The following is a 25,923-nucleotide window of genomic DNA, read 5'->3' as shown; positions in this document are numbered from 1 at the left end:
TCCCATGGTCTCGCTCGCGCGCGACTCCTCGCCGATCGTGCTCGCCATGGTGGGCCTGCCCGCCCGCGGGAAGACGTCCATCGCCCGCAAGATCGCGCGGTACCTGTCGTGGCTCGGCCACCCCACGCGGCTCTTCAACGTGGGCAACTACCGCCGCGCGCACCTCGGCACCGCGCAGCCGCACCAGTTCTTCGACCCCAACAACACCGAGGGACGCCAGGCGCTCCTCGGCATGGCGATGACCGCCCTCGACGACCTCATCGGCTGGCTCAGCTCCGGCGGCGAGGTGGCGATCTACGACGCCACGAACAGCACGCGCGCTCGCCGGAACCTCGTCACAGAGCGCTGCCAGGCGCACGGCTTCCCGGTCGTCTTCATCGAGTCGATCTGCAACGACGAGTCGATCATCGAGACCAACGTCCGCGAGACGAAGCTCCGCTCGCCGGACTACCAGGGCGTCGACCCGGAGGCGGCGCTGCGCGACTTCCGCGCGCGCATCGCGCACTACGCCCGCGCGTACGAGCCGCTCGGCGAGCCGGAGCGGAGCTACATCAAGATCATCGACGTCGGCCGCCAGGTCGTGCTGAACCGCATCCACGGCTACCTGCCGGCGCGCCTCGTCCCGCTCTTGATGAACATGCACCTCACGCCGCACCCGATCTGGCTGACCCGCCACGGGGAGAGCGTGTTCAACGAGAAGGGGCTGCTCGGCGGCGACTCGGATCTCAGCGCGCGCGGCGACGAGTACGCGAAGAACCTCTCCGCGTTCATCCGCGAGCGCGCCGGCGACGAGCACGTCAACGTCTGGACGAGCACGCTGCGCCGCACCATCCAGACCGCGCGCCCGATGACGCAGAACCACGTCGCCTGGCGCGCCCTCGACGAGATCGACGCGGGCGTCTGCGAGGGCATGACGTACGAGGAGATCCGCCAGCAGATGCCCGAGGTCTTCCACGCGCGCGCGGCCGACAAGTTCCGCTACCGCTACCCGCGCGGCGAGTCGTACGAGGACGTCATCCAGCGCCTCGACCCGCTGATCATCCAGCTCGAGCGCCAGCGCTCGCCCGTGCTCGTGATCGGCCACCAGGCGGTGCTGCGCGCGCTCTACGCCTACCTCGTCGATCGCCCCGCGCCCTCGTGTCCGACGCTGCCGATCCCGCTGCACACCGTCATCGAGCTGACCCCGACGGCGTATGCCTGCGAGGAGCGCCGCTTCCAGCTCGCGCCCGCCGTCCAGGGCGGCGACTCGAGCACCGCGCACCCCTGAGCCAGGCAGCGCGGCCGCGCTGGAGGCGCCGGCCGCGCTGCGGCGGGGCCGCGCCGGCTCAGCGATCCCGGCTGATCAGCTTGCGGAGGAGCTCCAGCGGGTGGAACGGCAGCATCGCGGCCATGTCGCTGTCGGTGCCGGCCCGCTCGAGCACCGCCCGCACCGCTGGCGCCACGATCCCCATCGGGTCGATCCGCTCCACGAGCGCGCGGAGCGCGCTGAGCGCCGCGCGCCCCGCGTCGATCCCGAGCGGGATGGCGAGGGCGGCCGGCACCGGCGCGAGGATCACGTCGCGCACCGCCACCGCCCTGGCCCAGGCGCCCGGGCTCGGGTCGACCTCGAGCTGCCGGATGGTCTCCGCCTCCGCGAAGCAGCCGAGCGACAGCTCCCCTGCCCGCTCCTCGATGGCGCGCGAGAGGTGCCGGTAATCGCGGCGCCAGTCGCCCGCGAGCAGCCCCATGTCCTCGCGCACCTCGTCCGGCCCGAGGATCAGGTTGATCCCGCGGGCGTCGCGGCGGAGCGCGACGCTCGTCCAGAGCTCCCCGCCTTCGAACAGGCCGATCACCACCGTCTTGCCGACCCCGGCGAGCGACTCCAGCGTGCCGCGCACGACGCCCGCCGAGGGCATCGGCACGCCGCGCAGCTTCGCCGGCCAGAGATCGATCCTGCCCGCGAGGAGCTCCTCGCGGGCGAGCTGCAGCAGCAGGAGCGACTGGCCGATGAGATCGTCGCCGCGCCGCACCCGCGCCCCGAACCGCTCCACGATGGCCTCGAGGACGCCCGCCTCGAGCACGGCGGCCCAGCTCGCGTGGTGGCTCGCGGCGAGCTCCTCCGCGGAGAGCGGGAGGGCGCGCTGCGCGTCGTCGATCCGGAGCCGGCCCGCGTCCGTGTGCACGAGCTTCCTGAGCCTGCCGCCCGCGTGGACCGCGACGACGCCTCCGCGCGCACGGCCGACCTCGCGCTCCTCGATGCCCGTGCGCCTGGGCCGGAACAACGACAGCACGCGAACCCAGTCGGTCGCGGTGAACCCCTCGAAGCGGACGTCGGGCGAGAGCACGGGGCCGAGCCTACCGCCGGCGCGCTCTGTGCGCGAGCCGGCTACGCCCCCCACCAGAGCATCTCGTGCACCTGGCTCTCGCCGCGGACGGGCACGATCACCCGGATCTTCTGGCCCTCGATCTGGACCACGTGGGCGGGGAAGCTGTCCGCCGGGTAGTAAAGCGACTTCACGAAGCCGTTCGCGTCGAGCCAGAGCAGGTGCACCCCGTCCGCGGTCGCCCCGTGCATGAGGAGCATCCGCCCGCCGCCGAGCAGCGCGAACTCCATGCTCTTGAAGCCCAGCTCCTCGAAGCGCTCCGGGGACGGGAAATCGTCGCCCACGGACCTGAGCTCCGGCAGGTGCGCGCGGAGGTGCTTGTAGAGCGTGTCGTAACGGACCTTCGCGAGCTTCGGGATCCGCCGGTCGCCCGCGGCGAGGATCGGCAGCCGCTCCGCGTCGAACGTCGGCACCTCCACGTGGGTGCGGTAGCGATCCACGAGCCTGCCACGGCCGATCTCCTCGTCGCTGAGCGCCTTGAGCCACCACTGGAAGATCGCGAGATCGCCTGTCCCTGCGCTCGACTCGAGCCGGACCAGCGACTCCCACAGCGGCCTCCGGACCTGCCATTTTCCGCCGTGATTCTTGACGACGCACGCCCCGACGTAGAGCGCCCCGTGCGTCACGAGGGTGACGAGCATGGGAGGCTCTCCGCCCGCGCTCGCCGACGACGCGTCGCTCGCGCCGCGCGCGCCGCTCGATCCGCCTGCCGGCGCGAGCCAGGCGTCGCGTCGCTCGCGCGTCAGCGCCGCGCCCAGCCGGTGGACCGACGCATCGGAGAAGTCGAGCCCGAGATCGGGCGCGCCGAACGCCGCGGGCGCGAGGCGGGCGAACACCTCCGCTGCGTGGTCGATCTGGGCCAGGATCGACGGGTTTCCTGCCGGGTTCGCGTCCGTGGAGCGCACGCCTGCCAGGTCGGCGAGCGCGTCGGGTGGGTACAGCGGCGCGAAGAAGCGCTCGAAGATCTGGGCGGCCGTGATCGGTTCGGCGGGCATGGCTCGGGGCCGTGGGGATCGGCGTGGCAGAGGGGCGGGCGACCGCGGACGGCCGCCGCGGCTCAGAACATCTTCTTGCGCTTCGACGAGCTCAGGATGCCGAGCATCTCGCGGTACTTGGCCACGGTGCGGCGGGCGATCTTGATGCCGTCCGTCTCCTCGAGGATCTTGACGATCGCCTGGTCGCTGTAGGGATTCGACTTGTCCTCGGCCGCGATGATCTTCTTGATCGCCTGCTTGACGCTCTCCGAGGCGATGTCTTCGTCGGCGACCCTGTGGATCGATGAGTTGAAGAAATACTTCAGCTCGAAGAGCCCCTGGGGCGTGTGCACGTACTTGTTCGACGTCACGCGGGAGATGGTCGACTCGTGCATGCCCACCGACTCGGCGACGTCCCTGAGGATCATGGGCTTCAGGTAGCCCACGCCGCGCTCCAGGAACTCGCGCTGCTTCTCGACGATGCACTCGGTCACCTTGATGATCGTGCGCCGCCGCTGCTCGATGGCCCGGATCAGCCACTGCGCGCTCCGGAGCTTCTCGCTGATGAACTCCTTCGCCTTCGGGTCCCTGAGCATCCGCTGGGCGAGGTTCTCGTTGATGTAGAGCCGCTGGAGCCCCTTGTCGTTGTCGGTGACGACGAACTGGGTGCCGTCCTTGATGACGTACACGTCCGGGGTGATGGCGATGGTCTTCTCGTCGACCTCGGCGAAGTTGCGCGCCGGCACGCTCTCCAGCTTCTGGATCTCCTGGACCGCGTCGTAGACGTCCTCCAGCGGGATCTTCAGCGCCTTCGCGATCGCGGGGAAGTTGCGCCGCTCCACGTTGTGGAGGTGGTCCTTGATGATGGCCATCTCGATGTCGTCGAAGCCGAGCACCTCCGCCTGCACCCGCAGGCACTCCGACAGGTCGCGGGCCGCGACCCCGACCGGATCGAAGCGCTGGATCATCGACAGCACCTCCTCGGCGTCCTCGGGGTGGAGCTCCGCCTCCCGCGCCAGGTCCACGAGGCTGATGTCGGGCCCCTTCGTGCCGTCCGGACGTTCGCCCCCCTTGAGGTCGAGGTAGCCCTTCTCGTCGAGGTTGCCGATGACGAGCAGCGCGAACTGCCGCTCGTTCTCGACGAAATCGCTCATCTGGAGCTGCCAGAGCAGGTGGTCGCGCAGGTTCGACGGCTTGGTCAGGTTCTGGTCGATCGGCGGCAGCTCTTCGAAGCCGCCCCGGTGCGCGGGCATGGCCTGCTGGAGCTGCCTGTTTTCCAGGAACTGCTCCCAGTCCACCTCCTTGACCCGCTTCTCCGTCTCGCGCGCCGCGATGTCGGTGTCTCGGTCGAACCGCTCGCCGTTCTCGAGCCGCTGCTCCGTCGGCAGGTCAGCGTTCCTCCCCCGCTGATCCCCCTTGTCGCCGTCCCGCGCCTTCGGGTCGGTCATGTCGTCCGCGAGGACAGGGTTGCCGTCCAGCTCCTTCCTGATCTCGTCGACCAGCTCGAGCCGTGAGAGCTGCAGCAGCCGGATGGCCTGCACCAGCTGCGGGGTCATCACAAGCTGCTGCGACAGCTTGAACTGGAGCTTCATCTCCATGCCCATGAGGAGCTCCTTCTCTCAGTTCGCCGCCAGCGCCACCCGCCGAACGGGGGCCGGGGCATTGCGCGAGGTTCGTGCCATCGAGTGTCTCATTGGTGGCCTCACCCCCAACGTAGCATCGAACGGGGCAGCGGCCCGGGTCTTGCTTTCACGTCTGCACCAAAAAATAGCGCAGGGCTTGCATCCTACACCGCTGAACATGGTTTCAGCCTTCGCCGCGGTAGATTTTTCGCCCCGCGCGGAGCTCTGCTCGCAGCCAGTTCGGATTGGCCCCCATCCGCCGATCGTTGCACTATCGGCCGCCGATCGGGAGGCTTGAAATCCCGAAAGGTTGGGCGAAGGCGCGATGGGAAAGCCGAAGGTGCGCGGACCTACGCACGGGCACGGGGTGGAGGTGGAGGGCGTGCGCGGCGGGGCTTCGCAGGATGTCGAGAAGGAGCGGATCCTGTCTCGCTCGCCCCTCGCCTCGCTGGCCTCACCGAGCCGGCGGGTGCTGTTCGAGCTCGGCAGGGTCGAGCGGCTCGCGCGCAGGCAGTGCGTTTGCCAGCAGGGCGCGCCGCCGAGGCACCTGTTCCTGATCGGGGCGGGTCGCGTGAAGGTCGAGCGCGTCGCCGACGGTCGGGTGGTTCCGCTCGGGCACCGCGGGCCTGGCGACCTCGTCGGCGAGGGCGCGCTCGCGGGCGCGACGGTCTCCTCCGAGAGCGCGACGGTGCTCGACGAGGGGGACGCGCTCGTGGTGCCGCTCGCCGGTCTCGAGCGGCAGCTCGCCTCCGACGCAGCGCTCCGCGGCGCGCTCGCGGCGGCGCTCGTGGCGCGCCAGCTCGAGACCGAGGCGCGCCTCGGCTCCCTGCTCCTCTGCACGGTCGAAGCGCGCCTGATCGATTTCCTCCGCGCCGCTGCGCGGCGATGGGGGCAGCCCCACACCGCTGGCCAGCTGGTGTCGGCCCCGTTCACGCACGCGGACATCGCGCTGCTGATCGGGTCCACCCGCGAGACGGTCACCCTGCTGCTCGGCAAGCTGAAGCGCGCCGGCCTGATCGCGTTCGACCGGCGGCGGATCGTCATCCGGGATGGCGAGCACCTCGAGGCGCTCGCCGCGACGGCCTGAGCGTCCGCCCGGAGGGGCCGCTGCGCGGCCTGCGCTGGAGCCGGTACACCGCGGCGCCGTTCGGCTCGATGAAGGTGCGCCGCTCGGCGGGGTGGCCTTCCACGCCTTCCACGCCCGCCGCAGCGCCAGGCGCGCTCGGACGGCTCCCCTCCAGGTCGGCGCGTTCGCCCTGGACCAGACGGAGGCGAGGAAAGATCCCGGACTGCGCGGATGGCCGGGGGCTGACGTCGACGAAGATCGTGCTGAGCAGCCGACCGAAGGCGTACGGCTTGAGCAGGACCTCGCTGACGTCGTCCGTGCCGTCGCACGAGACCGGCTCGTCGGCACAGAAGATCACCCGCCGGGGCATCGTGCCCTCGCGCCGCAGGCGGCCCAGGATCTCCCGGGCGCCTTTCGTTCCGGGGGCGAGATCGATCAGCGCGACGTCGTAGACGCGCTCGCGGGAGAGGGAGATCGCTTCCTCCAAGGTCGCGGCCGGGCTGACGAGCGCGCCGCGGTTGCAGAGGAGGAGCGCCGTAGCCCTCCGGAGGACATGGTCCTGATCGAGGAGGAGAACGTTCGGTTGGTACGTCATCGGGTATCCCTGCGGCTTGCAGTCGAATTGCGCCGCATCGACGAGGACGGCGACGAGCGCGCCCCCTCCGTCGTTCAGCGGCAGCATCCGCGTCCGCGGACGGTCCCCCCTTCGCAACGCACGTGCCGAAGGCGAGGCGCCGCCGCCGCCTGGGCCTCGTTTCCCCTGTTCTCGGCGGCAACGCGCTTGTTCGAGCGTCGCTGCCGGTGAGGCTGCCCCGCCGACCCCGGGGCCGTCGCTGTGCCCATTTCGCGCTCCCTCCGCGGCGCCTCTCCGCCCCGACGAAGAGCGCCCCCCCACCCTGTCGGCCTGCCCACCGCGTCGCTGACCGTCGGTGGGCGGTTCGTGCGCACGGGCCAGCCCAGGTTTGCGGCCCCGCCAGGGCGGCGCGGTCCGCCGATCCGCCGGTTGCTCCAGGCTCGACGTACCGCGGGTCACATGTCCAGACCGCTCGCGCTACCCCGCCCTGACGCGTTCGGCGCAACGCAGCAAACTGATTTTCCCGCTTGATGAGGCTGGCGTAGGGTGCCACAAGCGTCCGCGCGCACGAGTGGCGGAATTGGTATACGCACCGGTTTTAGGTTCCGGCGCCGGGAGGCTTGGGGGTTCGAGTCCCCCCTCGTGCACCACGGCTTGACGCCTGGAGGACTCGACCACCTCGCGCCGTGACGCGCCGCCCCGGGGCGCCTCCCGCGATGGCCCGGGACGGTCGTGGTCCGCTGGGCGCGCGGCGCGGTGGCGAGCGTTCGACCCGCGCGCGGCTCCGACGACGAGCGCGTGACGGGAGCGTGGGCTGCGGAGCCTCGGGCGGATCGCTTCGGCGGCGTCGTCGACCGCGCGCGCGGTCCTGGAATTGCGCGACGCCCGCGGCGCGACTACGTTCGCGTTCCTCGGCCGGACCCTCTCCTCCCACCTGACCGCCGCGGAGCCAAGGCACGTAAAGATGTTCACTTGGGCGATGAAGAAGATTTTCGGCACCTCGCACGAGCGTGCCATCCGCCGCCTGCGACCCCGGGTCGAGGCTATCGGCAGGATGGAGCCGGAGCTGCAGAAGCTCTCGGACGCCCAGCTCCGAGCAAAGACGGCGGAGTTCAAGGAGAAGCTCGCCAACGGGGCGACGCTGGACGACATCCTGGTCCCGGCGTTCGCGGTCTGCCGCGAGGCGTCGAAGCGCGCCCTCAAGATGCGCCATTACGACGTGCAGCTCATCGGCGGCATGGTGCTCCACAACGGCTGCATCGCCGAGATGCGCACCGGCGAGGGCAAGACCCTGGTCGCGACGCTCCCTTGCTATCTGAACGCCCTCGAGGGCAAGGGCGTCCACGTCGTCACGGTGAACGATTACCTGGCGCGGCGCGACGCCGAGTGGATGGGCAAGCTTTACGGCTTCCTCGGCCTGTCGACGGGCGTGGTCGTCAACCAGCAGGGCGACGCCGAGAAGCGCCACGCGTACCGCTGCGACATCACGTACGGCCAGAACAACGAGTTCGGCTTCGACTACCTGCGCGACAACATGAAGTTCTCGGCGCTCGAGTACGCGCAGCGCCCGCTGCACTATGCGATCGTCGACGAGGTCGACTCCATCCTCATCGACGAGGCGCGGACTCCGCTCATCATCAGCGGGCAGGGAGAGCGTTCGAGCGACAAATACCGCACGATCAACGAGGTGATCCCCCAGCTCCGGAACGAGGAGCATTACGCCGTCGATGAGAAGGCGCACTCGGTGACGCTGACCGACGAGGGCGTGGAGACGGCAGAGCGGCTGCTCGCCTCGCTCCAGGTGCTCAAGGGCACGAACCTCTATGACCCGGTGAACCTCGAGACGCTTCACATCCTGAACCAGTGCTTGCGCGCGCACACGCTCTACAAGCGCGATGTCAACTACATGGTACGCGACGGCAAGGTGCTCATCATCGATGAGTTCACCGGCCGCGTCCTCGCGGGACGCCGGTGGTCGGACGGCCTGCATCAGGCCGTCGAGGCGAAGGAGAACGTCCGGATCCAGGAGGAGAGCCGGACGATGGCGACGATCACCTTCCAGAACCTCTTCCGGCTGTACAAGAAGCTCTCCGGGATGACCGGCACCGCGGACACGGAAGCGGCGGAGTTCCACAGCACGTACAAGCTCGACTGCGTCATCATCCCCACGAACAAGCCGGTGGTCCGCGTCGATTACGAGGATCTCGTCTACAAGACCGAGAAGGAGAAGTTCACCGCGGTCATCAACGAGATCCTCGAGAAGCACGAGCTCGGCCAGCCGATCCTGGTGGGCACGACGAGCGTCGAGAAGAGCACCGCGATCAGCCGGATCCTGACGAAGCGGGGCGTGAAGCACAACGTGCTGAACGCGAAGCACCACGAGAACGAGGCCTACGTGGTCGCGCAGGCGGGCCGCAAAGGGGCCATCACGGTCTCGACGAACATGGCGGGTCGCGGGACGGACATCATCCTGGGCGGCAACGCGGAGATGCTCGCCAAGCTCAAGTTCAAGGAGCAGAACCGCCAGCCCGAGGCGGAGCCCGACGCGTTCGAGGCCCTGGTCGAGGAGCTCAAGAAGGAGTGCACCGCGGAGGGCAACGAGATCCGCGAGATCGGCGGGCTGTACATCCTGGGCACCGAGCGGCACGAGTCGCGCCGCATCGACAACCAGCTGCGCGGCCGCGCCGGCCGCCAGGGCGACCCCGGGACGTCGAAGTTCTACCTGTCCCTCGAGGACGACCTCATGCGCATCTTCGCCGGGGATCGGGTGAAGAACCTGATGGAGCGGATGGGCATGCCCGACGACGAGCCCATCGAGCACCCGTGGGTGACGAAGAGCGTCGAGAACGCGCAGAAGAAGGTCGAGGAGCGCAACTTCGACATCCGCAAGAACCTGCTCGAGTACGACGACGTGATGAGCGCGCAGCGCAAGACGATCTACGACATGCGCCAGTCGCTGCTCGTCGGCCGTTACTCTCCCGAGATCCTCGACGAGGAGGGGAAGCCGACGGGCGAGAAGCGGACGATCAAGCCGATCCCGTCCATCGTGGAGCTGGTCCGTCCGGACGTCGGCTACCTGCTCGGCATGTTCGCGAACGACCCGGTGATGCCGCTCGACGCGGACGGCAACCGGCGCGAGATCGTGCGAAAGGACTTCGAGACGACGGAGCGGTTCGTCGAGCTCGAGAACATGCAGCGCGAGATCTACACGCGCTGGGGCGTGAAGATCGAGCTCGAGACGCGCGCCGACAAGGTCCTCGAGATCTACGACGAGTGCTCCGAGCTCATGCCCCTGGCGCTCACCGAGCAGCGCGAGCGGCTGCTCGATCTGATGGACCGGATCATCGGCGCGATGGTCGAGGAGTCTTGCCCGGCCCGCAAGCCGCCGGAGGACTGGGACTGGGGCGGCATCTTCCAGGGCTTCCGCGAGCACTTCGGCGTCGAGCTGCCGGACGACATCGCGCACATCGGCGACCAGGAGACGCTGGCGCGGGAGCTCTACGAGCGCGCCGAGAAGGCGTACGAGAAGCGCGAGGAGGAGATCGGCGTCGAGCTGTCGCTGCGCATCTTCCGCCACCTCTACCTGGAGGAGCTCGACAAGGCCTGGGTCGACCACCTTACCGACATGGACCACCTCCGCGACGGCATCGGCCTGCGCGGCTACGGTCAAAAGGACCCGAAGCAGGAGTACAAGAAGGAGGGCTACAACATGTTCGTCAACATGGTGGCCCGCGTCTCCTCGAACGTGGTCACGAAGCTCTTCAGCGTGAACGTCAGGCGCGCCGAGCAGGAAGAGGCGCAGATCGAGGCTGCGGATCGCGAGCGGCACGCAGCGGCGCTGCTCGACGCGGTCGCGCAGCACGACGAGTCCCTCCCGATCGGCGCGAACCCCGCCCCGGCGCTCCCGCAGCCTGCCGTCATGCAGGAGCAGGAGTGCCCCTGCGGCAGCGGCAAGCCGTTCAACAAGTGCCATGGCGGTGAGGACGAGGCGACGGCCTGAGCCGGCGCCCCCTGCCCGCTCCGCCTGACAGCCAGAACGAGGCAGCGAGGGCCCCTGTCAGGCCCTTGCTCCTCGGCATCTGACCCCAGCATGAACACCGCCGAAGGGCCGATCCATCGGTTCCCGGAGGCAGCATCATGAAGGTGTTCATCGATTCAGGGGATATCGCGGAAATCAAGGAAGCGCAGTCGATGGGGGCCATCGACGGCGTCACGACCAACCCGTCGCTCCTCGCCAAGGCCGGCAAGCCGACGAAGCGGGCGATCGCCGAGATCTGCGAGGTGGTCGACGGCCCCATCTCGGCCGAGGTGGTGGCGGTCGAGAAGGACGCGATCCTCCGCGAGGGTCGCGAGCTCGCGAAGATTCACCGGAACGTGGTGGTCAAGGTGCCGCTCATCGACGAGGGGCTCAAGGCCGCCCGGATCTTCGCTTCCGAGGGCATCAAGACGAACGTGACCCTCTGCTTCTCGGCCGCCCAGGCGCTGCTCGCGGCCAAGGCTGGGGCCACGTACGTGTCGCCGTTCGTCGGGCGCGTCGACGACGCCGCGGGGGACGGGATGGATCTCGTCCTGCAGGTCGTGACCATCTTCAGGAACTACGGGTTCTCGACGCAGGTGCTCACCGCGAGCGTACGGCACCCCGTCCACTTCGTGCAGGCCGCCATGATCGGCTCGCACGCCGTGACGATGCCGCTCAAGGTCATCAAGCAGCTGACCAAGCACCCGCTCACCGACGTCGGGCTCGCGCAGTTCTTGGCAGATGCGAAGAAGATCCCCGAGCTGGTATAGCGATCCCGTGGCCGAGAAGCGCAAGGAGAGCTCGGGGACGACGCGCCGCGGGAGCCGCCCGGCGGCCCCCGCGGTCGTGTCCGTCACGACGCAGGGAGGGCCCTTCAAGGGGGTGTCGACGGCGGTCGTGCGCCGGCGGGCGAGCAAGATGCTCTCCCACCTCGCGTTGCAGGGCGTGGAGCTCTCCGTCGCCCTGGTGAACGATGAAGCCATCCACGAGCTCAACCGCAGCTACCGGCGCAAGGACAAGCCGACCGACGTCCTCGCCTTCCCGATGCTGGACCAGAACGGGGCCGACTCGCGCAGGCGCGGCCGGCGAGGTCCCGTGGATCCGTCGGCATGGCGCGGTCTTCTCGGCGACGTGATCGTCTCGATCGACACGGCCGCGCGGCAGGCCGCCGAGCGCGATCGCCCGCTGCTCGACGAGATCACGATGCTGCTCGGGCACGGCCTGCTCCACCTGCTCGGCTACGACCACAAGACCGACGCAGAAGAACGGGAAATGACGGATTTGACCCGGGAGCTCGAGGTCGCGGCAGCGTCACGAAGCAACAGCATCACTGTAATCGATCCGCGTCGCAGCACTGCGAGGCAAAAGAAGACGGGGGCGCGATGACTTATCGCTTGCGAGGCGAAACCTCGCTTGTTAAACGGACGCCCCCTTTCGACTTGGAGGAGACATGCCCGGTTCGAACAAGCTGACCAAGGCCCAGATGATCGTCGGTCTTGCTGAGGCCACCCACCTCGACAAGAAGTCCGTGGCCAGCGTGCTCGATGCGCTCGGCGAGCTGGTGAAGAAGGAGCTCGGTCCGGAAGGGCCGGGCGAGGTCACGGTTCCGGGCCTCGTGAAGATCAAGGCGAAGGAGATCCCGGCCACGCAGGACCGGGAAGGCATCAATCCGTTCACGAAGCAGCCGATGACCATCAAGGGCAAGCCGGCGAGCCGCAAGCTCCGCGCGGCGCCCGTCAAGGCGCTCAAGGACGTCTGAGCGGCGCGTCCGTGGCCGCAGCTTGCGTCGCCGCATCGGGCGGCGCGAGCTCCGGGGGCCCCGCAGGCGGTCGCGCCCCCGAGCTGACGCCCCGGGCTTGCCGCGGGGCCTTCGCTGTGGAGCGTCGCGCCCGGAGCGCGCAAGCGACGCTCGCGAAGGCGAGCAGCAACGCCATCGGGGCGTCGCCCAGACGAGTGTAGAGCGTCAGCGGCGTGTCCCTGACCGAGGGGGTCGCGAAGGTCACCCCCGGCGCAGCGCTCTCATCGCGGCTGCGCACCACGCCCCGGGCGTCGATCCATGACACGACGCCGAGGTTCACCGCCCGCACGAGATCACGGCGCAGCTCGATGGCGCGCATGACCGCGAGCCTCGCATGCAGCTCGGGCTCGGCGCTCCCGGTGAACCAGGCGTCGTTCGTGATGTTGACGAGGAGGTTCGGGGCGAGCGCCCCGGTGATCCGCCGCCCCACCCCGGTGAGCGTGTCCTCGTAACAGTTGAGCACCCCGATCCGGAGCGCCGGCCCGTGCTCTCGGGGCAAACTGAGGGCGCGCGGCTCCGCGCCCGGGACGAGCCCACCGCTCTTCTGGAAGATGCGCCGCAGCCAGGGCAGGTAAGTGCCGCCCGGGACCGTCTCGCCGAACCACAGCAGCTGCAGCTTGTCCTGCGTCGGCTGCATGCTTCCATCGGGGAGCACAAGGGTCGCGGAGTTGTAGCTGTTCCGTTCCTCGACGCCGTCGGCGGCCTTCACGGGCGGCGCCTGGGTGATGAGCCCCGCGAGGATCGGGCCACGGATGCCGGGCCCCAGGATCGCTCGACCGCCGCGCGGCGCCTGCCGGGCGCTGTGCGAGAGAGGGTAAGGGTACGCCGCCTCGGGCCAGAGGGTGAGCTCTGCGCCGCCGGCCTCGGCCTCCCGGGTGAGATCGTGCAGGGTTCGCAGGATCCGCGGGTGGTTCTTCGCCTGCCAGCGCTCGTGAGGCCCGACCGCCTGGTTGACGAGCGCGACGCGCGCTGTTGGCAGGCCGGCGCTGGCGCGCTCCACCGCGGCCATCCGCAGCGCGCCGTGAGCCGCGAGCAGCCCGAACAGCGCGACGCTCGAGAGCGCCGGGTAGAGGATCGGGCGGGACAACCGAAGGCGGGTGGGCCGCGGTTCCTGCGCGGGCGCGCGCGCGAGCGGCCGCCCGCCCGGCGCCCTCCCCGAGGCAGCCAGGCCAGCGCGGGCGAGCAAGGCCGCCCCGACGGCGAACAGCACGGAGACGCCCCGCTCGCCGATGAGGTCGGCGAGCTGCACGAGCGCCGGCCAGGGGCTCATGAGACCCGCAGGAGTCCAGCCGAAGACGGTCGGGATGGCCACGGCGGCGAACACGCCGGTCGCAAAGGCGAGCTCGAGGGGAGCGCGCAGCCGCCGGATGAGCGCGCTCGTGATGCCGCCGCAGATCGCCCAGACCAGCGACTGGGCGGCCGCGAGCAGCACCAGCGCGAGGTACGAGGCCGCCGAGCCGAGAGGCGTGAACCGCTGGATGACCTCCGGCACGAAGCGCAGGCCCACGACGCCCGCCGCCGTTCCCCAGACAGCGCCGCGCCCGAAGGCGCGCCAGATCGTCGGGGCGTCGTGGACGGCGGCCGCCAGCAGAGCGAGGCCAACGATGACGGCGGGGACCAGATCCGTCGGCGGCGCCGTGAGGGCGAACGTCGCGCCGCCAGCGAGGGAGAGCAACAGCGGGGCGCGGCCACGGAGCGCGCGCATGATCGAGGCCTGGGGCACGAGGCGGCGTTATACCGCGTGGAGACGGTCCGGACCGCGACCGCCTGGTCGAGAGCAGAACGGACGCGAACACCGCGCGGTCAGGGTGGACGGGAGGCTATGACGAGCCGCTCACCAGTAAATACTGAGCCCGCCGCGGAAGAGCCCCCCGCCCGACGTGTTGGTCGTCCGGCCGGTCTCGGGATCCGTGAACTCGGGAACGAGCCCATCGTCCGTACGGCCGCGCACGAAGCCGAGCGCATCGACGTTCAGGGCGATGCGGGGGGAAAGCCGGAACTCGAGGCCGATGCCGCCGTGCGCGCCGAAATAGTCGTACTCCGTGTCCGGAGCGAAGTCGGTGCCGCCGGCCGCGGCCTCGCTCGAGGAGCGATCGACCTCGGCGTGCGCGATGTTCAGGCCGCCCATGAAGTAGAACTGGGTGCGGCTGCGCGGGTTGACGAACAGCATCCCGGTCAGGGAGAGCGGCACCTCGGTCCGCTGGTCACCGTTGTAGTCCGTGCCCGCGAGGAAGTCGGCGCCTGCATCGAGCGCGAACGCCGGGACAGGCCGGTAGCGCAGGCTGATCCCGACGCCTCCCATGCCAGCGTCCTCCGCTCCGCCGTGCTCGCGCCCCAACATGACGCCCTCCATGCGGAGGTTGATGCCCCAGTGGCGCCGCCAGCGCCGCTTCACCGCCGGAGGCGGCGCCGGGGGCGCCACGCGGCGCACGATCACGCGCGGCGGAGGGGCCGCCCCAGGCGCCACGACGATCACCTGAGGAGGCGGGCCCGACGGCGAGGTCTCGTAGACGACGACCGGCGGGGCTGGACGGGGGGCCCCCCTGGGCGGGGGCGGCGGCGCCTCGGCAGGCGCGGCCTCGGCAGGAGCGACGGGCGGCGGTTCCGCGACGGGATCGCGAGGCGGCTCCACTTCCTCGCAGAACCACGCGCCGGGAGGACAGTTGCTGTCCTCCTGCGCGAACGCGCTCATCGGCGCGGTCATCGCCACCGCAACAAGGGCATGGGTCAAGCAACGGCGCATCGGGCGACTCCTCTTCGGTGCAGGGAAGTTAGCAACCGGGATGCCATCGACCATCTTGCGGGATCGTCGTCACCATGGCCGCGCAGCACGCCGGCGTGCATCGGCCGCCACGGCACGCTGTGGCGGAAGGTTCACACGCGCGCCGTTCCGCAGGGTACTAGCTCCCACGGCAAAGGTCACGGCGCGGTCGCCCCCGTCGGGAGCCCTGCCAACATCGAGACCAATCGGATTCCACCATGCCTACGGTTACGTTGAAGCAGGGTCATGTTCGGCCGGTGTGGTCGGGGCATCCCTGGGTGTTCGCTCAGGCGATCGCGCGCATCGAGGGCGGCGCGGTGGCCGGGGACGAGGTCGTCGTCACCGACCCCTACGGCAGCGTGCTCGGGCGCGGGCTCTACACCCCGCGCTCGGCCATCCCGGTGCGCATGTACACGCGCGAGGACAGGCCGATCGACGCGGCCCTGTTCCGGCACCGGATCGAGCGCGCCATCGCGCACCGCCGCGAGATCGGCCTGCCCGCGCGGGCGCCTGGCCATGAGACCGACGCCTTCCGGCTGATCCACGCGGAGGGGGACGGCCTGCCCGGGCTCATCGTCGATCTGTTCGGCGACGTGGTGGTCGTGCAGCTCGGGACGATCGGGATCAAGCGCCGCGAAGGGGTGATCTTCGACGCCCTCCAGGCGGCGCTCTCGCCGCGCGCGATCGTGGACAGGACCCCGGAATCCCTCGCGAAGCTCGAGGGGTTCACCGCGGACGCGGGCGTGGTGCGCGGCGATCCCGCGCTCGATCAGCTCCGGTTCGTCGAGCGGGGGCTGCGTTACACGATCCCGCTCGCGCTCGGCCACAAGACCGGGTTCTACCTGGACCAGCGGACGCTGCGGACCCGCGTCGAGCAGCTCGCCCACAACCGGCGCGTGCTCGATGCCTTCTGCTTCGTCGGCACGTTCGCCATGGCGGCGGCCCGCGGCGGGGCGAGCGAGGTCCTCGCGATCGACGAGAGCGCGACGGCGATCGAGGTCGGGGCGGAGTGCGCGCGGGAGAACGGGCTCCTCGACCGGATCAAGTTCACGCGCGACGACGCCCGCAAGGCGCTGCAGAACGCGTCGAGGCAGGCGGGCTACGATCTCGTCATCTGCGACCCTCCGAAGCTCGCAGGCACGCGCGCCTCCAAGGACGCCGCGCTCATGGCGTACCGGCGCCTCGCGGCCGGAGCGTGCCGGGCCACGCGCCCGGGCGGCGTCCTCGTGCTCTGCTCCTGCTCCAGCGCCGTGAGCCTCGACGATCTGACCCGGGTGCTCGCGCTCGGCGCGCGCGACGCGCGCATGCAGGCCGCGGTGTTCGACCGGCACTTCCAGGGAGGGGATCACCCCGTCCCCGCCGCCTTCCCCGAGGGGCTCTACCTGAAGAGCCTCATCGCACGCATCGACGCGCTCTGACGATCGCCCGATGAAGCCGCTCTCCCTTCTGCCTCCCGACGCCGCGCGCGCCCTCGCCGGGGTGATCTTCGATCTCGACGACACCGTGCTGGATCACGGCGCCCTCACCGAGGCGGCGTACGCAGCGCTCTTCCGTCTACGCGAGACGGGGCTCGCGCTGATCGCCTGCACCGGCAGGCCCGCCGGCTGGGGCGAGGTGCTCCAGCGGCAGTGGCCGATCGACGCGACCATCGTCGAAAACGGAGCCGTCGCGCTGGTCCGCGAGGAGGAAAGCGACGTCGCCGGCCATCGAGGAGGGCACGCCCCGCGCGCCGGCGCGCGCCGCGTCGTCACGCTCGACAACCTGGACCGCGAGGCGCGGCGAGCCCGTCGAGCCGAGCTCATCGGGCTCGCCAATGACATGGTGCGTCGTTTTCCGGCGGCGGCGCTCGCGGACGACAACGACCAGAGAGTGACCGACGTTACCATCGACATCGGGGAGCACCGGCATGTCCCGCCGGAAGACGTGCAGAAGATGCGCGCCGAGCTGCGCGAGCGGGGGGTGAGGACGCTGCTATCGAGCGTCCACCTCCACCTCACGCGCGAGCCGTCCGACAAGGCAACGGGGATTGTGCGCCTGCTCTCCGCTCGGTTCGGTGAGGATCCCACCCGGGCGCGGCACCGCTACGCGTTCGTCGGCGACAGCGGCAACGACGGCGTCGCCTTCGCCGCATTTGTGCTGACCTTCGGGGTGGCCAACGTACGCGCCCACCTCGGTAAGCTGTCCGTACCGCCGCAGTTCGTGGCGTCCCTTCCCATGGGCCGCGGGTTCGCGGAGATCGCCCAGCAGATCGCCGAACTGCGGAAGAATGCACCCGAAACGTGATCTTGCCGCGCGCAAGTCACTTCGCACTGCGATCCGCCCCACACCTGACGCAGGTAACCTAGCCGCGGCGCGCACTGAAGGAATAGGATCGGTCTTTCGGGAGGGCCGTGCCTCCCAACCCTTTACAGGGGCGCGTGTTCTCGGGGACCATGACGTTGGTCCCTCGCCCGCCAGCGGCAGCAGATGGCGTTTCGACCCCCGACCCCCGGCCTCCTCGTCGACAACAAGTACCGCCTCGCGGAGCGCATCGGCGGGGGCGGCATGGGCGACGTGTTCCGGGCGGAGCACGTGCTCGCAGGTCGCGCCGTTGCGATCAAATTCCTCCACCCAGAGCTGGCGGACAACTCGGAGCTCTCGCACCGCTTCTTCCAGGAAGCGCAGGCGGTCAACCGGATCCGCCACCCGAACATCGTCGACGTGATCGACGCAGGCGTCGGCGAGCTCGGTCCGTACATCGTGATGGAGCACCTCGACGGCGAGTCGCTCGGCATGGCGCTCGCGCGCTTCGGTCGCCTCGACATGGAGGCCGCCGTCGGCGTCGCGATCCCGGTGCTCGAGGCGCTCGACGCCGCGCACCGCGCGGGGATCATCCACCGCGATCTCAAGCCCGAGAACATCTTCATCGCCTTCGATCCGAGCCGCGGCTCGGCCGTCGTCCGCCTGCTCGACTTCGGCATCGCCAAGGTGCTCGACTCCGATGGTCCCTCGCCGCGGACGCGCACGGGCGTCGTGTTCGGGACGCCCGACTATCTGTCGCCCGAGCAGGCCACGGGGGAGTCGCCGCTCGACGGTCGGAGCGATCTCTTCTCGGTGGGCGTGCTGCTCTACGAGGTGCTCACGGGCACGCGCCCGTTCCGCGCGCCGACCGCCGTGGCGACCGCGTTCCGCGTCGTGCACGCCGAGGTGCCCACGCTCGCCTCGGCGGGCGTGACCGTCGACCCGCGGCTCGAGGCGATCGTGCAGCGGCTCTTGCAAAAGGATCCCGCGAAGCGGTTTCAGACGGCCGGAGACGTCGTCCGCGAGCTCGAGCGCGTCGCGCCTGATCCGCCCAGACGGACGACGGCGCTCGGCAGGCTGATCAACGTGCAGCGGCGGATGGCCCTGAGCCTGGGGAACGCTCCGGAGAACGAGCGCGATCGCCTCTCGTCCTCGCGCGATCGATCGCGCCCGGGGTTCGACGTGAACCCCCCACCGCCGATGCGCATCTCGCCGTCGATCGTGCCGGGGGGGCGCGTCACCGAGGCGCCGCCCGGGATGCGGCCGTCGTCCTCGGAGCCAGCGAAGCCCGCGCCCGGCATGACGCTCTCGAACGCGCTGCGAAGCCGCGGCTCGGAGCCCACGATGCTCTCGCAGCGCGGCGAGTCGCTGCCCACGGTGCGCAGCGCCGACCTCGGGCACCGGGCCGAGCCGACCGTCCGCAGCGCGGACTTCGGCTCCTTGATGAACCGGACACGCGACACGCGGCGGCCCAACGTCACCCCGGTCCGGCCGCTGCCGGCGCGCTTCGCCGGGCAGTACCAGGTGCGCGGCCCCGTCCTGCGGAGCGTCGATCGCACCATCGTGGATGAGTACGGGAGGAGCGCGCGCGACGAGGTCGTCTCGCAGATGCCGCTCCGCTACGCCGACGACTTCAAGCACGACTCGATCAACGCGCTCGTCGGGTACGAGCTCGAGGCGCTCGACGCCTACATGGAGCTCGCGACATCGCTGGTCCTGCGCGATCTCGAGCGCTGGCGCGACATCGGCAGGCTCGGCGTGGGCGGCGAGCTGCACAGCCTCGTGCGCACGCTGTTCGCCCGCCCGCTGACCGACATCGCGTCGCTCATGCGCCGCGGGACCTCGATCTGGTCGCGGCTCTTCACGTTCGGCTCGTGGCGCGTGGCGACGGGCCCGACCGGGCGGGTCACGCTCCACATCGGCGACTTCGATCCTGCTTCGCTGCCGCTCCGGCTGTGGGTCGTGGGGATGGTCGAGGAGACAGCGCGCCGCGCGTCCGGCGGCGGCGTGAAGGTCACGATCACGCTCGGCGAGCTCGGCTTCACCTCCGAGCTCGCCTGCGAGATCAGCCTCTAGTTCCGCCCGCCCGAAGTCCGGCCAGAGATCGCGGGGCTCCGGCGCCGCTTCGCGGCGGCTTCGCGCGGGCAGTCCTGGCTTGGTTTCCTCGGGGCTCCGCCCCGCCCCGCACCCCGGCGTCCGCTTCGCGGCCGCGCCGGCTGCGCCGGTCGCACGAGCAGCGACCGGCGCTCGGGGGTGTGCCGCAGCGCGATGGCTGCGCGTCGCTGGAGGCGTCTCTCAGGAAGGCTTGCGCGCGCGGTAGCACGCCTGACAGAACACGTCGCGGCCCTCGACCGGCTTGAACGGGACCTCGCCCTCGGAGCCGCACGACTTGCAGGTGATCGAGAACGTCGGACGAGTGCGCGGCGCGCGAGGCTGCTGCGCTGGACCGCGGCTCGGCGCGGCAGCGCGGCGCTCACCGGCGAACGAGGGGGCGCGGTAGTTGCCGTCATCTCGGAAGGGCGCGCCGCCGCGCGGGCGGTTCGGGTAGTGGCTCTGCGCCGCCCATGCGGGCGTCAGCCCCGAGTACGCGTCCTGCATCGGGCTGCGGTACTCGTTCACGTCGCCCGTGTAGCGGGGCTTCCGAGGCTGGCCGTCGCCGCGCGCCAGGCCGCGATGCCCCCCGGCGCCCCGAGGCGGGCCAGGGCGCTGGCGCTCCGCAGCGCGAGCCGGCGATCCGCTCTCGCTCTCCCCTCGATTGTCCTTGCGCGCACGGCGGCAGGTCCGGCACCGCTTGGGCGGGGCCGCGAGCTTCCGTTCGGCGTAGACGGCAGCTTCCGCAGCCGAGAATAGGAACGACGTGCCGCAGCTCGCGCAGACAATGTGCTCGTCTCGATGCTGTTCCATGATTCCTCTTTCGTCAGGCCGACGGGCCTCGCAGGCTCACGGGCTCGGGTGACTCGGATGACTGGAGCGCCCGGGAGCTGCCCCGCTGCGCTGGAGAAGCGCGATTTACGCGGGGTTCTACGTGATATCGGTGGGATCGCCCTCTTGATGGGGCACGGGAGTGCCTACGGTGACATGCTTGTCAGGGCGGTCAAGCGTGCCGCCTCCACGCAACGCCAGGATCGATCGCGCGGCGCGGAGCTTTGATTTCGAAGCTCCTCACGATACCATCCGCGCGACTTTCACGAGGAGCACAGCTCTCCCGTGACGGACCACGAGCAGCATCCGCCCACGCCGCGCATCGCAACCAGTCGAAGCAATGAGCCATCCCTCCCTGCACCTCACCGCTCGTGACTTCGACGCGTACGCCGCCGAAAAAGCGACCTCGAAGGCCTACTCACGCCCCCGCCTCGAGGTGAAGCAGCGCGCGCTCGCCTGGGCGCGCGGCGTCGTCGCCCGGCTGGCCGAGCTCGGCATCTCGGTCGATGTCCATGGCTCGGACGAGCACCCGTCGATCCGCAACAAGCACCGGGCCGACTGCCAGTGGGTCTTCTTCTGGCGCGACCAGGCGGCGCGCGACGAGCTCGATCGCCTCCTCGACCGCGGCCGCTCGATCTCCGACGCGATCGACGATCCGAGCCCCTTCACGCGGCACGCGTTCCTCGCGCTGCGCATCTCGGAGAGCGAGGTGCAGGTGTGCTTCGCGGTCCACCCGGACGCGAAGGTGGACGTCGACAACCTCCGGGCTCGCCTCTCGGCGACCGAGGAGGCGACGGGCGCGCCAGCCTCGCCGCTCTCCGCCGAGCTCACGAGCGCGCTCCACGCGCTCCCGGAGCAGTTCTCGTTCGGCGCCGCCGGCGGCGATCGCGTGGCCTGCAGCGCGGCGACCTCGGACGCGATCGCCGAGATGCTCCGCCGCGCCGCCGACGGCCAGGTGCCGCTCTGGATCGGCTGGGCGATCCCGCGCGAGACGGCGGTCGAGCACGCCGACATCCTCGATGAGCAGCTCGAGGACGCGCTCGTCGCGCTCGCCCCGATCTACCGGCTCGTCGCGTGGTCGCGCGAGAACGACCGCATCGCGCTCGACCGCAAGCTCGAGGGAATCGAGCAGGAGCGGGCGCGCGCCCACGCCGAGATCGAGGCCGAGAACGAGCGATGGCGCTCCGAGCAGGCCCGAGCGCGAGAGCGCTCGATGGAGCAGGCTCGAGCGCGCGGCGATGAGCGCGTCGAGGCCGCCCTGCCCGCCCGCCGGCCGACCCTGGCGACGCTGTTCAAGTCGCCGAGCAACGCCGGCGCCGGCGCTGGCCGCGGCGGAGAGCCGCGGCCCTCGCTGAAGCGGGTCGGAGAGGGCAGCGCCCCGGCCCGGCGAGCGCCGCACGGCGACGCGGAGCCGCAGGCGAAGGCCGAGGCTCCGCAGAAGCCCTCGGCCGATCACGCGCCGCGAGCGCAGCGTGGTCCGTCCGGCGAGCCAGAAGCTGCCGCGAAGGTCGCGCCCGATCCCGCCAAGGGCGGCGTGCTGGAGAAGGGCAGCCGCGTCCGCGTGAGACGAGGCCCCTTCGGCGACAAGATCGGCGTGGTGAGCGAGCTCGATGGGCGCGGAGGCGCGCGCGTCCTGCTCGGCCTGCTCTCGACGAGGCTCGAGCTCGACGAGCTCGAGCTCGTGGTCGATGGAAGAGATCGGCCCGCGCTCTCGACGTCGCACCGCAAGCCGCTCGCGCCGACGCCGCGCAAGGCGCGCTGAGCGTCGCCGCGCGGCCCCCCCACGCAATGGTCAAGCGCGATCCCTCAACCTACCCCGTCGGTCTCGGCGCGCAGTTCCGCCACAAGCTTCCGCTCTACCTGACGGGCGCGGCGCTGCTCGCTGCGCAGCAGTTCCTCATGGCCAGGCGAGATTTCCTGGTCAAGGACGCCGTCGACGCCGCCGTGAAGGCGCAGTCGAGCGAGGCCGCGCATGCGGCGCTCCTCATGCTCGCGGTCAGCGTGGGCGCCGCGATCATGCGCGTGTTCTCGCGGGTCACCATCTTCACGGCGGGCCGCAACGTCGAGTACGAGCTCCGGGCGATCCTGCTCGCGCGCCTGCACAAGCTCGGGCCGGCGTTCTTCCGCAAGATGCCGACCGGCGACATCATGAGCCGGGCGACGAACGATCTGACGCAGGTCCGCCTCCTCCTCGGCTTCGGCCTGCTGAACGTCGTGGGCTCGATCTTCGCGTTCACGAGCGCCCTGTACGTGATGCTCCACATCTCGAAGAGGCTCACGCTCGCAGCGCTCCTGACGATGCCCGCGCTGATGCTCGTCACCCGGTCGTTCTCGACCAAGCTCTTCGTCCGCACCCGCGACAACCAAGAGGCGATCGGCGCCATGAGCGACCGTGTCCTCGCGAGCCTCGCCGGGGTCAGGGTCGTCCGCTCGTTCGCGCTCGAGGCGTCCGAGATGGCCGCGTTCACGAGCACGAACCAGGGCTACCTCGAGAAGAGCCTCGCGCTCGCCAAGCTGCGCGGCTCCATGGCGCCGCTCATGGGGGCCATCAGCTCCGTCGGCGTGCTCATCGTCTTCTGGTACGGCGGGCGGCTCGTGCTGGAGCAGCAGATGACCCGGGGAGACTTCGTCTCGTTCTGGCTGGCGCTCTTGCGGCTCACCTGGCCGATGCTCGCCCTCGGCTTCGTCGCCGCCATCGTCCAGCGCGGTCGTGCCGGCTACGACCGGCTCAAGGCGATCTTCGAGGCCATCCCTGAGGTCGTGAGCGGCCCGATGCCCTCCCCCGAGGTCGTCCACGGCGCCATCTCCGTCAAGGACCTGACGTTCTCCCACGGCGCGAGGAAGGTGGTCGACGGCGTGAGCTTCGAGGTCGAAGCGGGCAGCTCGCTCGCCATCGTCGGGCGCACCGGCTCGGGCAAGAGCACCATCGCCACGCTGCTCGCCAGGCTCATGCCCACGCCCCGCGGCTCTGTGCTCCTGGACGGCGTCGACATCTGCGACCTGCCGCTCGACACCGTGCGCGCGAGCATCGGCTACGCGCAGCAGGATGCGTTCCTCTTCTCGACGACCGTGGCCCGCAACATCGGCTACTCCCTCGACGATCCGGATTCGCCCGCCGCCTTCGAGACGATCCGCGCGGCCGCCGACGAGGCCGAGGTGCTGAACGAGGTGCTCTCGCTCCCTGACGGCTTCGATACCGTGGTCGGGGAGCGTGGCGTGCAGCTGTCCGGCGGACAGCGCCAGCGCGTCGCGCTCGCGCGCGCGCTCGTGCGCGAGCCGAACGTCCTCGTCCTCGACGATCCGCTCTCCGCCGTCGACGCGAAGACCGAGCAGGCCATCCTCGCGGCGATCGAGCGGCAGGCCGCGCGACGGACCGTCATCCTGATCACCCACAGGGTCGCGGCCGCGCGGCGGTGCGACGCGATCGTCGTGCTGGAGCAGGGTCGGGTCATCGAGCGCGGCACGCACGACGAGCTCGTCCGCGCGGGCGGGATCTACGCGTCGTTCGCCGAGGAGCAGCAGCTCGAAGAGGACCTCGCGACCTTCGAGGCGTCGCCGTCCTCGCAACCGGTGGGGCTCTCGTGACACAGCCGGCTCACGGAGACAGCGCGACGATGCGGTCGAAATCGGGCGGCGCCTCGGCCGCAGGCGAGGCGGGCGCGGGCCCGCGGCGGCCGGCGCAGGCGACGACGGCCAAGGGCCGCGGGGCGACGAAGGCGAGCCGCACGGAGGACGTGCTGAGCCGGTTCCACGAGGAGACACGGCTCGGCGAGGCGTACGACGCGCGCATGCTGCTGAGGCTGTGGCCGTTCGTGCGCCCGCAGGGCACGCACCTCGCGCTGTCGCTGGCGCTGCTCGTCGTCACGGCGCTGCTGGCGCTGCTGCGCCCGCTCATCATGCGCGACGCGCTCGACGCCTTCGACACGCCCGGCGGGCTCGATCACCTCACGCGCAGCGGCTTGTTGCTCACGGGCGTCATGGTCCTGGAGCAATCGCTCGCCTTCCCGCAGCTCTACCTGATGCAGCTCGCCGGCGCGCGCGCGATGGCCGACCTGCGCGTGCGCGTCTTCGGCTTCTTGCACACCCGCCGCCTCGGGTTCTTCGATCGCACGCCCGTCGGCCGGCTCGTCACGCGCGTGACGAACGACGTGGACGCGATCGGCGAGATGTTCGCGTCCGGCGCGCTCAACGCGTTCGGCGATCTCCTCCGGCTCGCCGTCATCGTCGCGGTGATGGTGTCGCTCGACTGGCGCATGTCGTTGCTCGCCTTCGCGGCGGTCCCCCCTGTCGCCCTCGGCGTCAACTGGACGCGGCGGCGGATGCGCGACGCGTTCCGCGAGGTGCGGTCGAAGACGGCCAGGATGAACGCGTACCTCAACGAGCAGGTATCCGGGATGGCCGTCGTGCAGGCCTACGCCAGGGAGGAGCGTTCGGCCGAGGAGTTCGACGAGATCAACGCGGCGTACCGCAACGCGAACAACCGCTCGATCGTGCTCGACGCGACGCTCGACGCCGCCATCGAGATGGTCTCGAGCGTCTGCATCGCCGCGGTGCTCTGGTACGCCGGCGTGAACAGCCTGAAGGACGAGATCTCGTTCGGGACCTTGTTCGCCTTCGTCGCCTACATCGATATGTTCTTCGTCCCGATCCGCGATCTCTCGGCTCGGTACACGCTGCTGCAGTCCGCGATGGCCGGCGCGGAGCGCGTCTTCGAGCTGCTCGACAACAAGGACGAGGACGCGACGGCGGTGGCGACGAGCGGCGGCGACGCACCGAGGACAGCAGACGAGGGCGTCGCGTTCGAGCTCGACAACGTCGGCTTCGGCTACAAGCCGGGCGTGCCCGTGCTGCGGCACGTGTCGATCGCGGCGAGGCGCGGCGAGAAGGTCGCGCTGGTCGGCGCGACCGGCGCCGGCAAGAGCACCGTGGCGTCGCTGCTGCTCCGCCTCTACGACGTCGATGAGGGCGTCGTGCGGGTCTTCGGCCGCGACGTCAGCGCGTACCCTCGCGACGAGCTGCGCCGCCAGTTCGCCGTCGTCCCTCAGGACGTGTTCCTGTTCCCGGGCACGGTGCTCACCAACATCGCGGCAGGCGACGCGATCCCCGATCGGGCCAAGGTGGTGAACGCGCTGAACCGCATCGACGCCCTCGACCTCTTCGAGCGGCGCGAGGGCGGGCTCGACGCCCCCGTGCTCGAGCGCGGCAGCAACTTCAGCGCTGGCGAGCGCCAGCTGATCGCCTTCGCCCGGGCCCTCTACCGCGACCCGCCGCTCCTCATCCTGGACGAGGCCACGGCCAACGTCGACAGCGACACCGAGGCGCGCCTCCAGCGTGCCCTCGAGGGAGCCATGGAGGGGCGCACCGCGTTGATCATCGCGCACCGCCTCTCGACGATCCGCGCCGTCGATCGCGTCGTCGTCTTCCACAAGGGCTGCGTCGTCGAGCAGGGCACGCACGAGGACCTGCTCGCCGCGGGCGGCGTCTACAGCAAGCTGTACCGGCTGCAGTTCGCCCGGCAGGCAGCGGCGCACGCCTAGAAGCGCGG

Annotated in this window: 19 protein-coding genes and 1 tRNA gene; 13 read left to right on the top strand and 7 right to left on the bottom strand. The window is 70.5% G+C overall.

The genetic code is table 11. From position 1 onward, the window contains the following. The first annotated feature begins 4 nt into the window (after positions 1 to 4). Complete coding sequence (locus tag WME82_RS00185) at positions 5 to 1,267, top strand: bifunctional nucleoside/nucleotide kinase/histidine phosphatase family protein (RefSeq protein WP_437743543.1); 1,263 nt, start codon at positions 5 to 7, stop codon at positions 1,265 to 1,267. 58 nt (positions 1,268 to 1,325) lie between these two features. Here the strand turns inward: WME82_RS00185 and WME82_RS00180 are convergent, their stop codons facing one another. From WME82_RS00180 to rpoN, 3 genes are all read right to left on the bottom strand, one after another. Further along, positions 1,326 to 2,324: a hypothetical protein gene (locus WME82_RS00180; protein ID WP_438041168.1), complete on the bottom strand. Its 999-nt coding sequence runs from the start codon at positions 2,322 to 2,324 to the stop codon at positions 1,326 to 1,328. A gap of 41 nt (positions 2,325 to 2,365) precedes the next feature. Next, positions 2,366 to 3,358 (bottom strand): hypothetical protein, encoded by a 993-nt coding sequence (locus WME82_RS00175; protein ID WP_437859082.1) that lies wholly within the window; start codon positions 3,356 to 3,358, stop codon positions 2,366 to 2,368. A gap of 62 nt (positions 3,359 to 3,420) precedes the next feature. Then, positions 3,421 to 4,941 (bottom strand): RNA polymerase factor sigma-54, encoded by a 1,521-nt coding sequence (rpoN, locus tag WME82_RS00170; RefSeq protein ID WP_438041167.1) that lies wholly within the window; start codon positions 4,939 to 4,941, stop codon positions 3,421 to 3,423. 343 nt (positions 4,942 to 5,284) lie between these two features. Between rpoN and WME82_RS00165 the strand changes: the two genes are divergently transcribed. Continuing rightward, positions 5,285 to 6,046, top strand: a complete 762-nt coding sequence (locus WME82_RS00165; RefSeq protein ID WP_438041166.1) for a Crp/Fnr family transcriptional regulator — start codon at positions 5,285 to 5,287, stop codon at positions 6,044 to 6,046. Here WME82_RS00165 and WME82_RS00160 read toward each other — a convergent pair. Next, on the bottom strand, positions 6,000 to 6,707 hold the full coding sequence (locus tag WME82_RS00160) for a response regulator (RefSeq protein ID WP_437743538.1): 708 nt from the start codon (positions 6,705 to 6,707) through the stop codon (positions 6,000 to 6,002). The two genes, WME82_RS00165 and WME82_RS00160, sit on opposite strands and share 47 nt — an antisense overlap. A 457-nt stretch (positions 6,708 to 7,164) precedes the next feature. Between WME82_RS00160 and WME82_RS00155 the strand changes: the two genes are divergently transcribed. From WME82_RS00155 to WME82_RS00135, 5 genes are all read left to right on the top strand, one after another. Further along, positions 7,165 to 7,249, top strand: a tRNA-Leu gene (locus WME82_RS00155). A gap of 314 nt (positions 7,250 to 7,563) precedes the next feature. After that, positions 7,564 to 10,599: a preprotein translocase subunit SecA gene (gene secA / locus WME82_RS00150; RefSeq protein WP_437743537.1), complete on the top strand. Its 3,036-nt coding sequence runs from the start codon at positions 7,564 to 7,566 to the stop codon at positions 10,597 to 10,599. A 137-nt stretch (positions 10,600 to 10,736) separates the two neighbouring features. Then, positions 10,737 to 11,387: a fructose-6-phosphate aldolase gene (gene fsa, locus WME82_RS00145; protein WP_438041165.1), complete on the top strand. Its 651-nt coding sequence runs from the start codon at positions 10,737 to 10,739 to the stop codon at positions 11,385 to 11,387. Continuing rightward, a complete protein-coding gene (ybeY, locus tag WME82_RS00140; protein WP_438041164.1) occupies positions 11,359 to 12,003 on the top strand; it encodes an rRNA maturation RNase YbeY in 645 nt (214 codons plus the stop codon). Before fsa ends, ybeY begins: the two co-directional genes overlap by 29 nt. A gap of 64 nt (positions 12,004 to 12,067) precedes the next feature. Continuing rightward, entirely contained in the window at positions 12,068 to 12,376 is a 309-nt protein-coding gene (locus tag WME82_RS00135; protein WP_437743534.1) for an HU family DNA-binding protein, read from the top strand. Here the strand turns inward: WME82_RS00135 and lnt are convergent. Next, positions 12,363 to 14,120 carry an apolipoprotein N-acyltransferase gene (gene lnt / locus WME82_RS00130; protein WP_438041163.1) on the bottom strand — a complete coding sequence of 586 codons (1,758 nt, stop codon included), beginning with the start codon at positions 14,118 to 14,120 and terminating at the stop codon, positions 12,363 to 12,365. The two genes, WME82_RS00135 and lnt, sit on opposite strands and share 14 nt — an antisense overlap. A 129-nt stretch (positions 14,121 to 14,249) precedes the next feature. Next, on the bottom strand, positions 14,250 to 15,158 hold the full coding sequence (locus WME82_RS00125; protein ID WP_438041162.1) for an outer membrane beta-barrel protein: 909 nt from the start codon (positions 15,156 to 15,158) through the stop codon (positions 14,250 to 14,252). 236 nt (positions 15,159 to 15,394) lie between these two features. On the opposite strand from WME82_RS00125, the gene WME82_RS00120 reads away from it, so the two are divergent. From WME82_RS00120 to WME82_RS00110, 3 genes are all read left to right on the top strand, one after another. After that, on the top strand, positions 15,395 to 16,594 hold the full coding sequence (locus WME82_RS00120) for a class I SAM-dependent rRNA methyltransferase (protein ID WP_438041161.1): 1,200 nt from the start codon (positions 15,395 to 15,397) through the stop codon (positions 16,592 to 16,594). Positions 16,595 to 16,604: 10 nt separating this feature from the next. Continuing rightward, positions 16,605 to 17,459: an HAD family hydrolase gene (locus WME82_RS00115; protein WP_438041160.1), complete on the top strand. Its 855-nt coding sequence runs from the start codon at positions 16,605 to 16,607 to the stop codon at positions 17,457 to 17,459. A gap of 183 nt (positions 17,460 to 17,642) precedes the next feature. Next, positions 17,643 to 19,532 carry a serine/threonine-protein kinase gene (locus WME82_RS00110; protein WP_437548427.1) on the top strand — a complete coding sequence of 630 codons (1,890 nt, stop codon included), beginning with the start codon at positions 17,643 to 17,645 and terminating at the stop codon, positions 19,530 to 19,532. 219 nt (positions 19,533 to 19,751) lie between these two features. Here WME82_RS00110 and WME82_RS00105 read toward each other — a convergent pair whose 3' ends face one another. Further along, positions 19,752 to 20,360: a zinc-ribbon domain containing protein gene (locus WME82_RS00105; RefSeq protein ID WP_438041159.1), complete on the bottom strand. Its 609-nt coding sequence runs from the start codon at positions 20,358 to 20,360 to the stop codon at positions 19,752 to 19,754. A gap of 358 nt (positions 20,361 to 20,718) precedes the next feature. Here WME82_RS00105 and WME82_RS00100 point away from each other — a divergent pair, with 358 nt between their 5' ends. From WME82_RS00100 to WME82_RS00090, 3 genes are read left to right on the top strand one after another with little or no spacing between them, the layout of a single operon-like run. Continuing rightward, positions 20,719 to 22,140, top strand: coding sequence for a hypothetical protein (locus WME82_RS00100; RefSeq protein WP_438041158.1), 1,422 nt, complete (start codon positions 20,719 to 20,721; stop codon positions 22,138 to 22,140). Positions 22,141 to 22,166: 26 nt separating this feature from the next. Next, positions 22,167 to 23,963 (top strand): ABC transporter ATP-binding protein, encoded by a 1,797-nt coding sequence (locus tag WME82_RS00095; RefSeq protein ID WP_437858978.1) that lies wholly within the window; start codon positions 22,167 to 22,169, stop codon positions 23,961 to 23,963. Between the two features lie 29 nt (positions 23,964 to 23,992). Beyond that, the gene (locus WME82_RS00090; RefSeq protein WP_438041157.1) at positions 23,993 to 25,915 is read left to right on the top strand and encodes an ABC transporter ATP-binding protein; all 1,923 of its coding nucleotides are present in this window, start codon (positions 23,993 to 23,995) and stop codon (positions 25,913 to 25,915) included. Positions 25,916 to 25,923: the final 8 nt, after the last annotated feature.

The sequence above is a fragment of the Sorangium sp. So ce128 genome (genome assembly GCF_051525245.1).
Classification (GTDB): domain Bacteria; phylum Myxococcota_A; class Polyangia; order Polyangiales; family Polyangiaceae; genus Sorangium; species Sorangium cellulosum_B.
This window is presented reverse-complemented; position numbering and strand designations above follow the sequence as displayed.

What these genes read in the sequence shown, in the direction of transcription:
- WME82_RS00120 (WP_438041161.1), top strand. Translation starts at nt 15,395, where the DNA reads ATGCCTACGGTTACGTTGAAGCAGGGTCATGTTCGGCCGGTGTGGTCG.
- WME82_RS00090 (WP_438041157.1), top strand. Translation starts at nt 23,993, where the DNA reads ATGCGGTCGAAATCGGGCGGCGCCTCGGCCGCAGGCGAGGCGGGCGCG.
- WME82_RS00115 (WP_438041160.1), top strand. Translation starts at nt 16,605, where the DNA reads ATGAAGCCGCTCTCCCTTCTGCCTCCCGACGCCGCGCGCGCCCTCGCC.
- WME82_RS00135 (WP_437743534.1), top strand. Translation starts at nt 12,068, where the DNA reads ATGCCCGGTTCGAACAAGCTGACCAAGGCCCAGATGATCGTCGGTCTT.
- WME82_RS00100 (WP_438041158.1), top strand. Translation starts at nt 20,719, where the DNA reads ATGAGCCATCCCTCCCTGCACCTCACCGCTCGTGACTTCGACGCGTAC.
- WME82_RS00160 (WP_437743538.1), bottom strand. Translation starts at nt 6,707, where the DNA reads ATGCTGCCGCTGAACGACGGAGGGGGCGCGCTCGTCGCCGTCCTCGTC.
- WME82_RS00105 (WP_438041159.1), bottom strand. Translation starts at nt 20,360, where the DNA reads ATGGAACAGCATCGAGACGAGCACATTGTCTGCGCGAGCTGCGGCACG.
- secA (WP_437743537.1), top strand. Translation starts at nt 7,564, where the DNA reads ATGTTCACTTGGGCGATGAAGAAGATTTTCGGCACCTCGCACGAGCGT.
- WME82_RS00175 (WP_437859082.1), bottom strand. Translation starts at nt 3,358, where the DNA reads ATGCCCGCCGAACCGATCACGGCCGCCCAGATCTTCGAGCGCTTCTTC.
- WME82_RS00185 (WP_437743543.1), top strand. Translation starts at nt 5, where the DNA reads ATGGTCTCGCTCGCGCGCGACTCCTCGCCGATCGTGCTCGCCATGGTG.
- fsa (WP_438041165.1), top strand. Translation starts at nt 10,737, where the DNA reads ATGAAGGTGTTCATCGATTCAGGGGATATCGCGGAAATCAAGGAAGCG.
- WME82_RS00095 (WP_437858978.1), top strand. Translation starts at nt 22,167, where the DNA reads ATGGTCAAGCGCGATCCCTCAACCTACCCCGTCGGTCTCGGCGCGCAG.
- ybeY (WP_438041164.1), top strand. Translation starts at nt 11,359, where the DNA reads ATGCGAAGAAGATCCCCGAGCTGGTATAGCGATCCCGTGGCCGAGAAG.
- WME82_RS00165 (WP_438041166.1), top strand. Translation starts at nt 5,285, where the DNA reads ATGGGAAAGCCGAAGGTGCGCGGACCTACGCACGGGCACGGGGTGGAG.
- WME82_RS00110 (WP_437548427.1), top strand. Translation starts at nt 17,643, where the DNA reads ATGGCGTTTCGACCCCCGACCCCCGGCCTCCTCGTCGACAACAAGTAC.
- WME82_RS00125 (WP_438041162.1), bottom strand. Translation starts at nt 15,158, where the DNA reads ATGCGCCGTTGCTTGACCCATGCCCTTGTTGCGGTGGCGATGACCGCG.
- rpoN (WP_438041167.1), bottom strand. Translation starts at nt 4,941, where the DNA reads ATGGGCATGGAGATGAAGCTCCAGTTCAAGCTGTCGCAGCAGCTTGTG.
- lnt (WP_438041163.1), bottom strand. Translation starts at nt 14,120, where the DNA reads ATGCGCGCGCTCCGTGGCCGCGCCCCGCTGTTGCTCTCCCTCGCTGGC.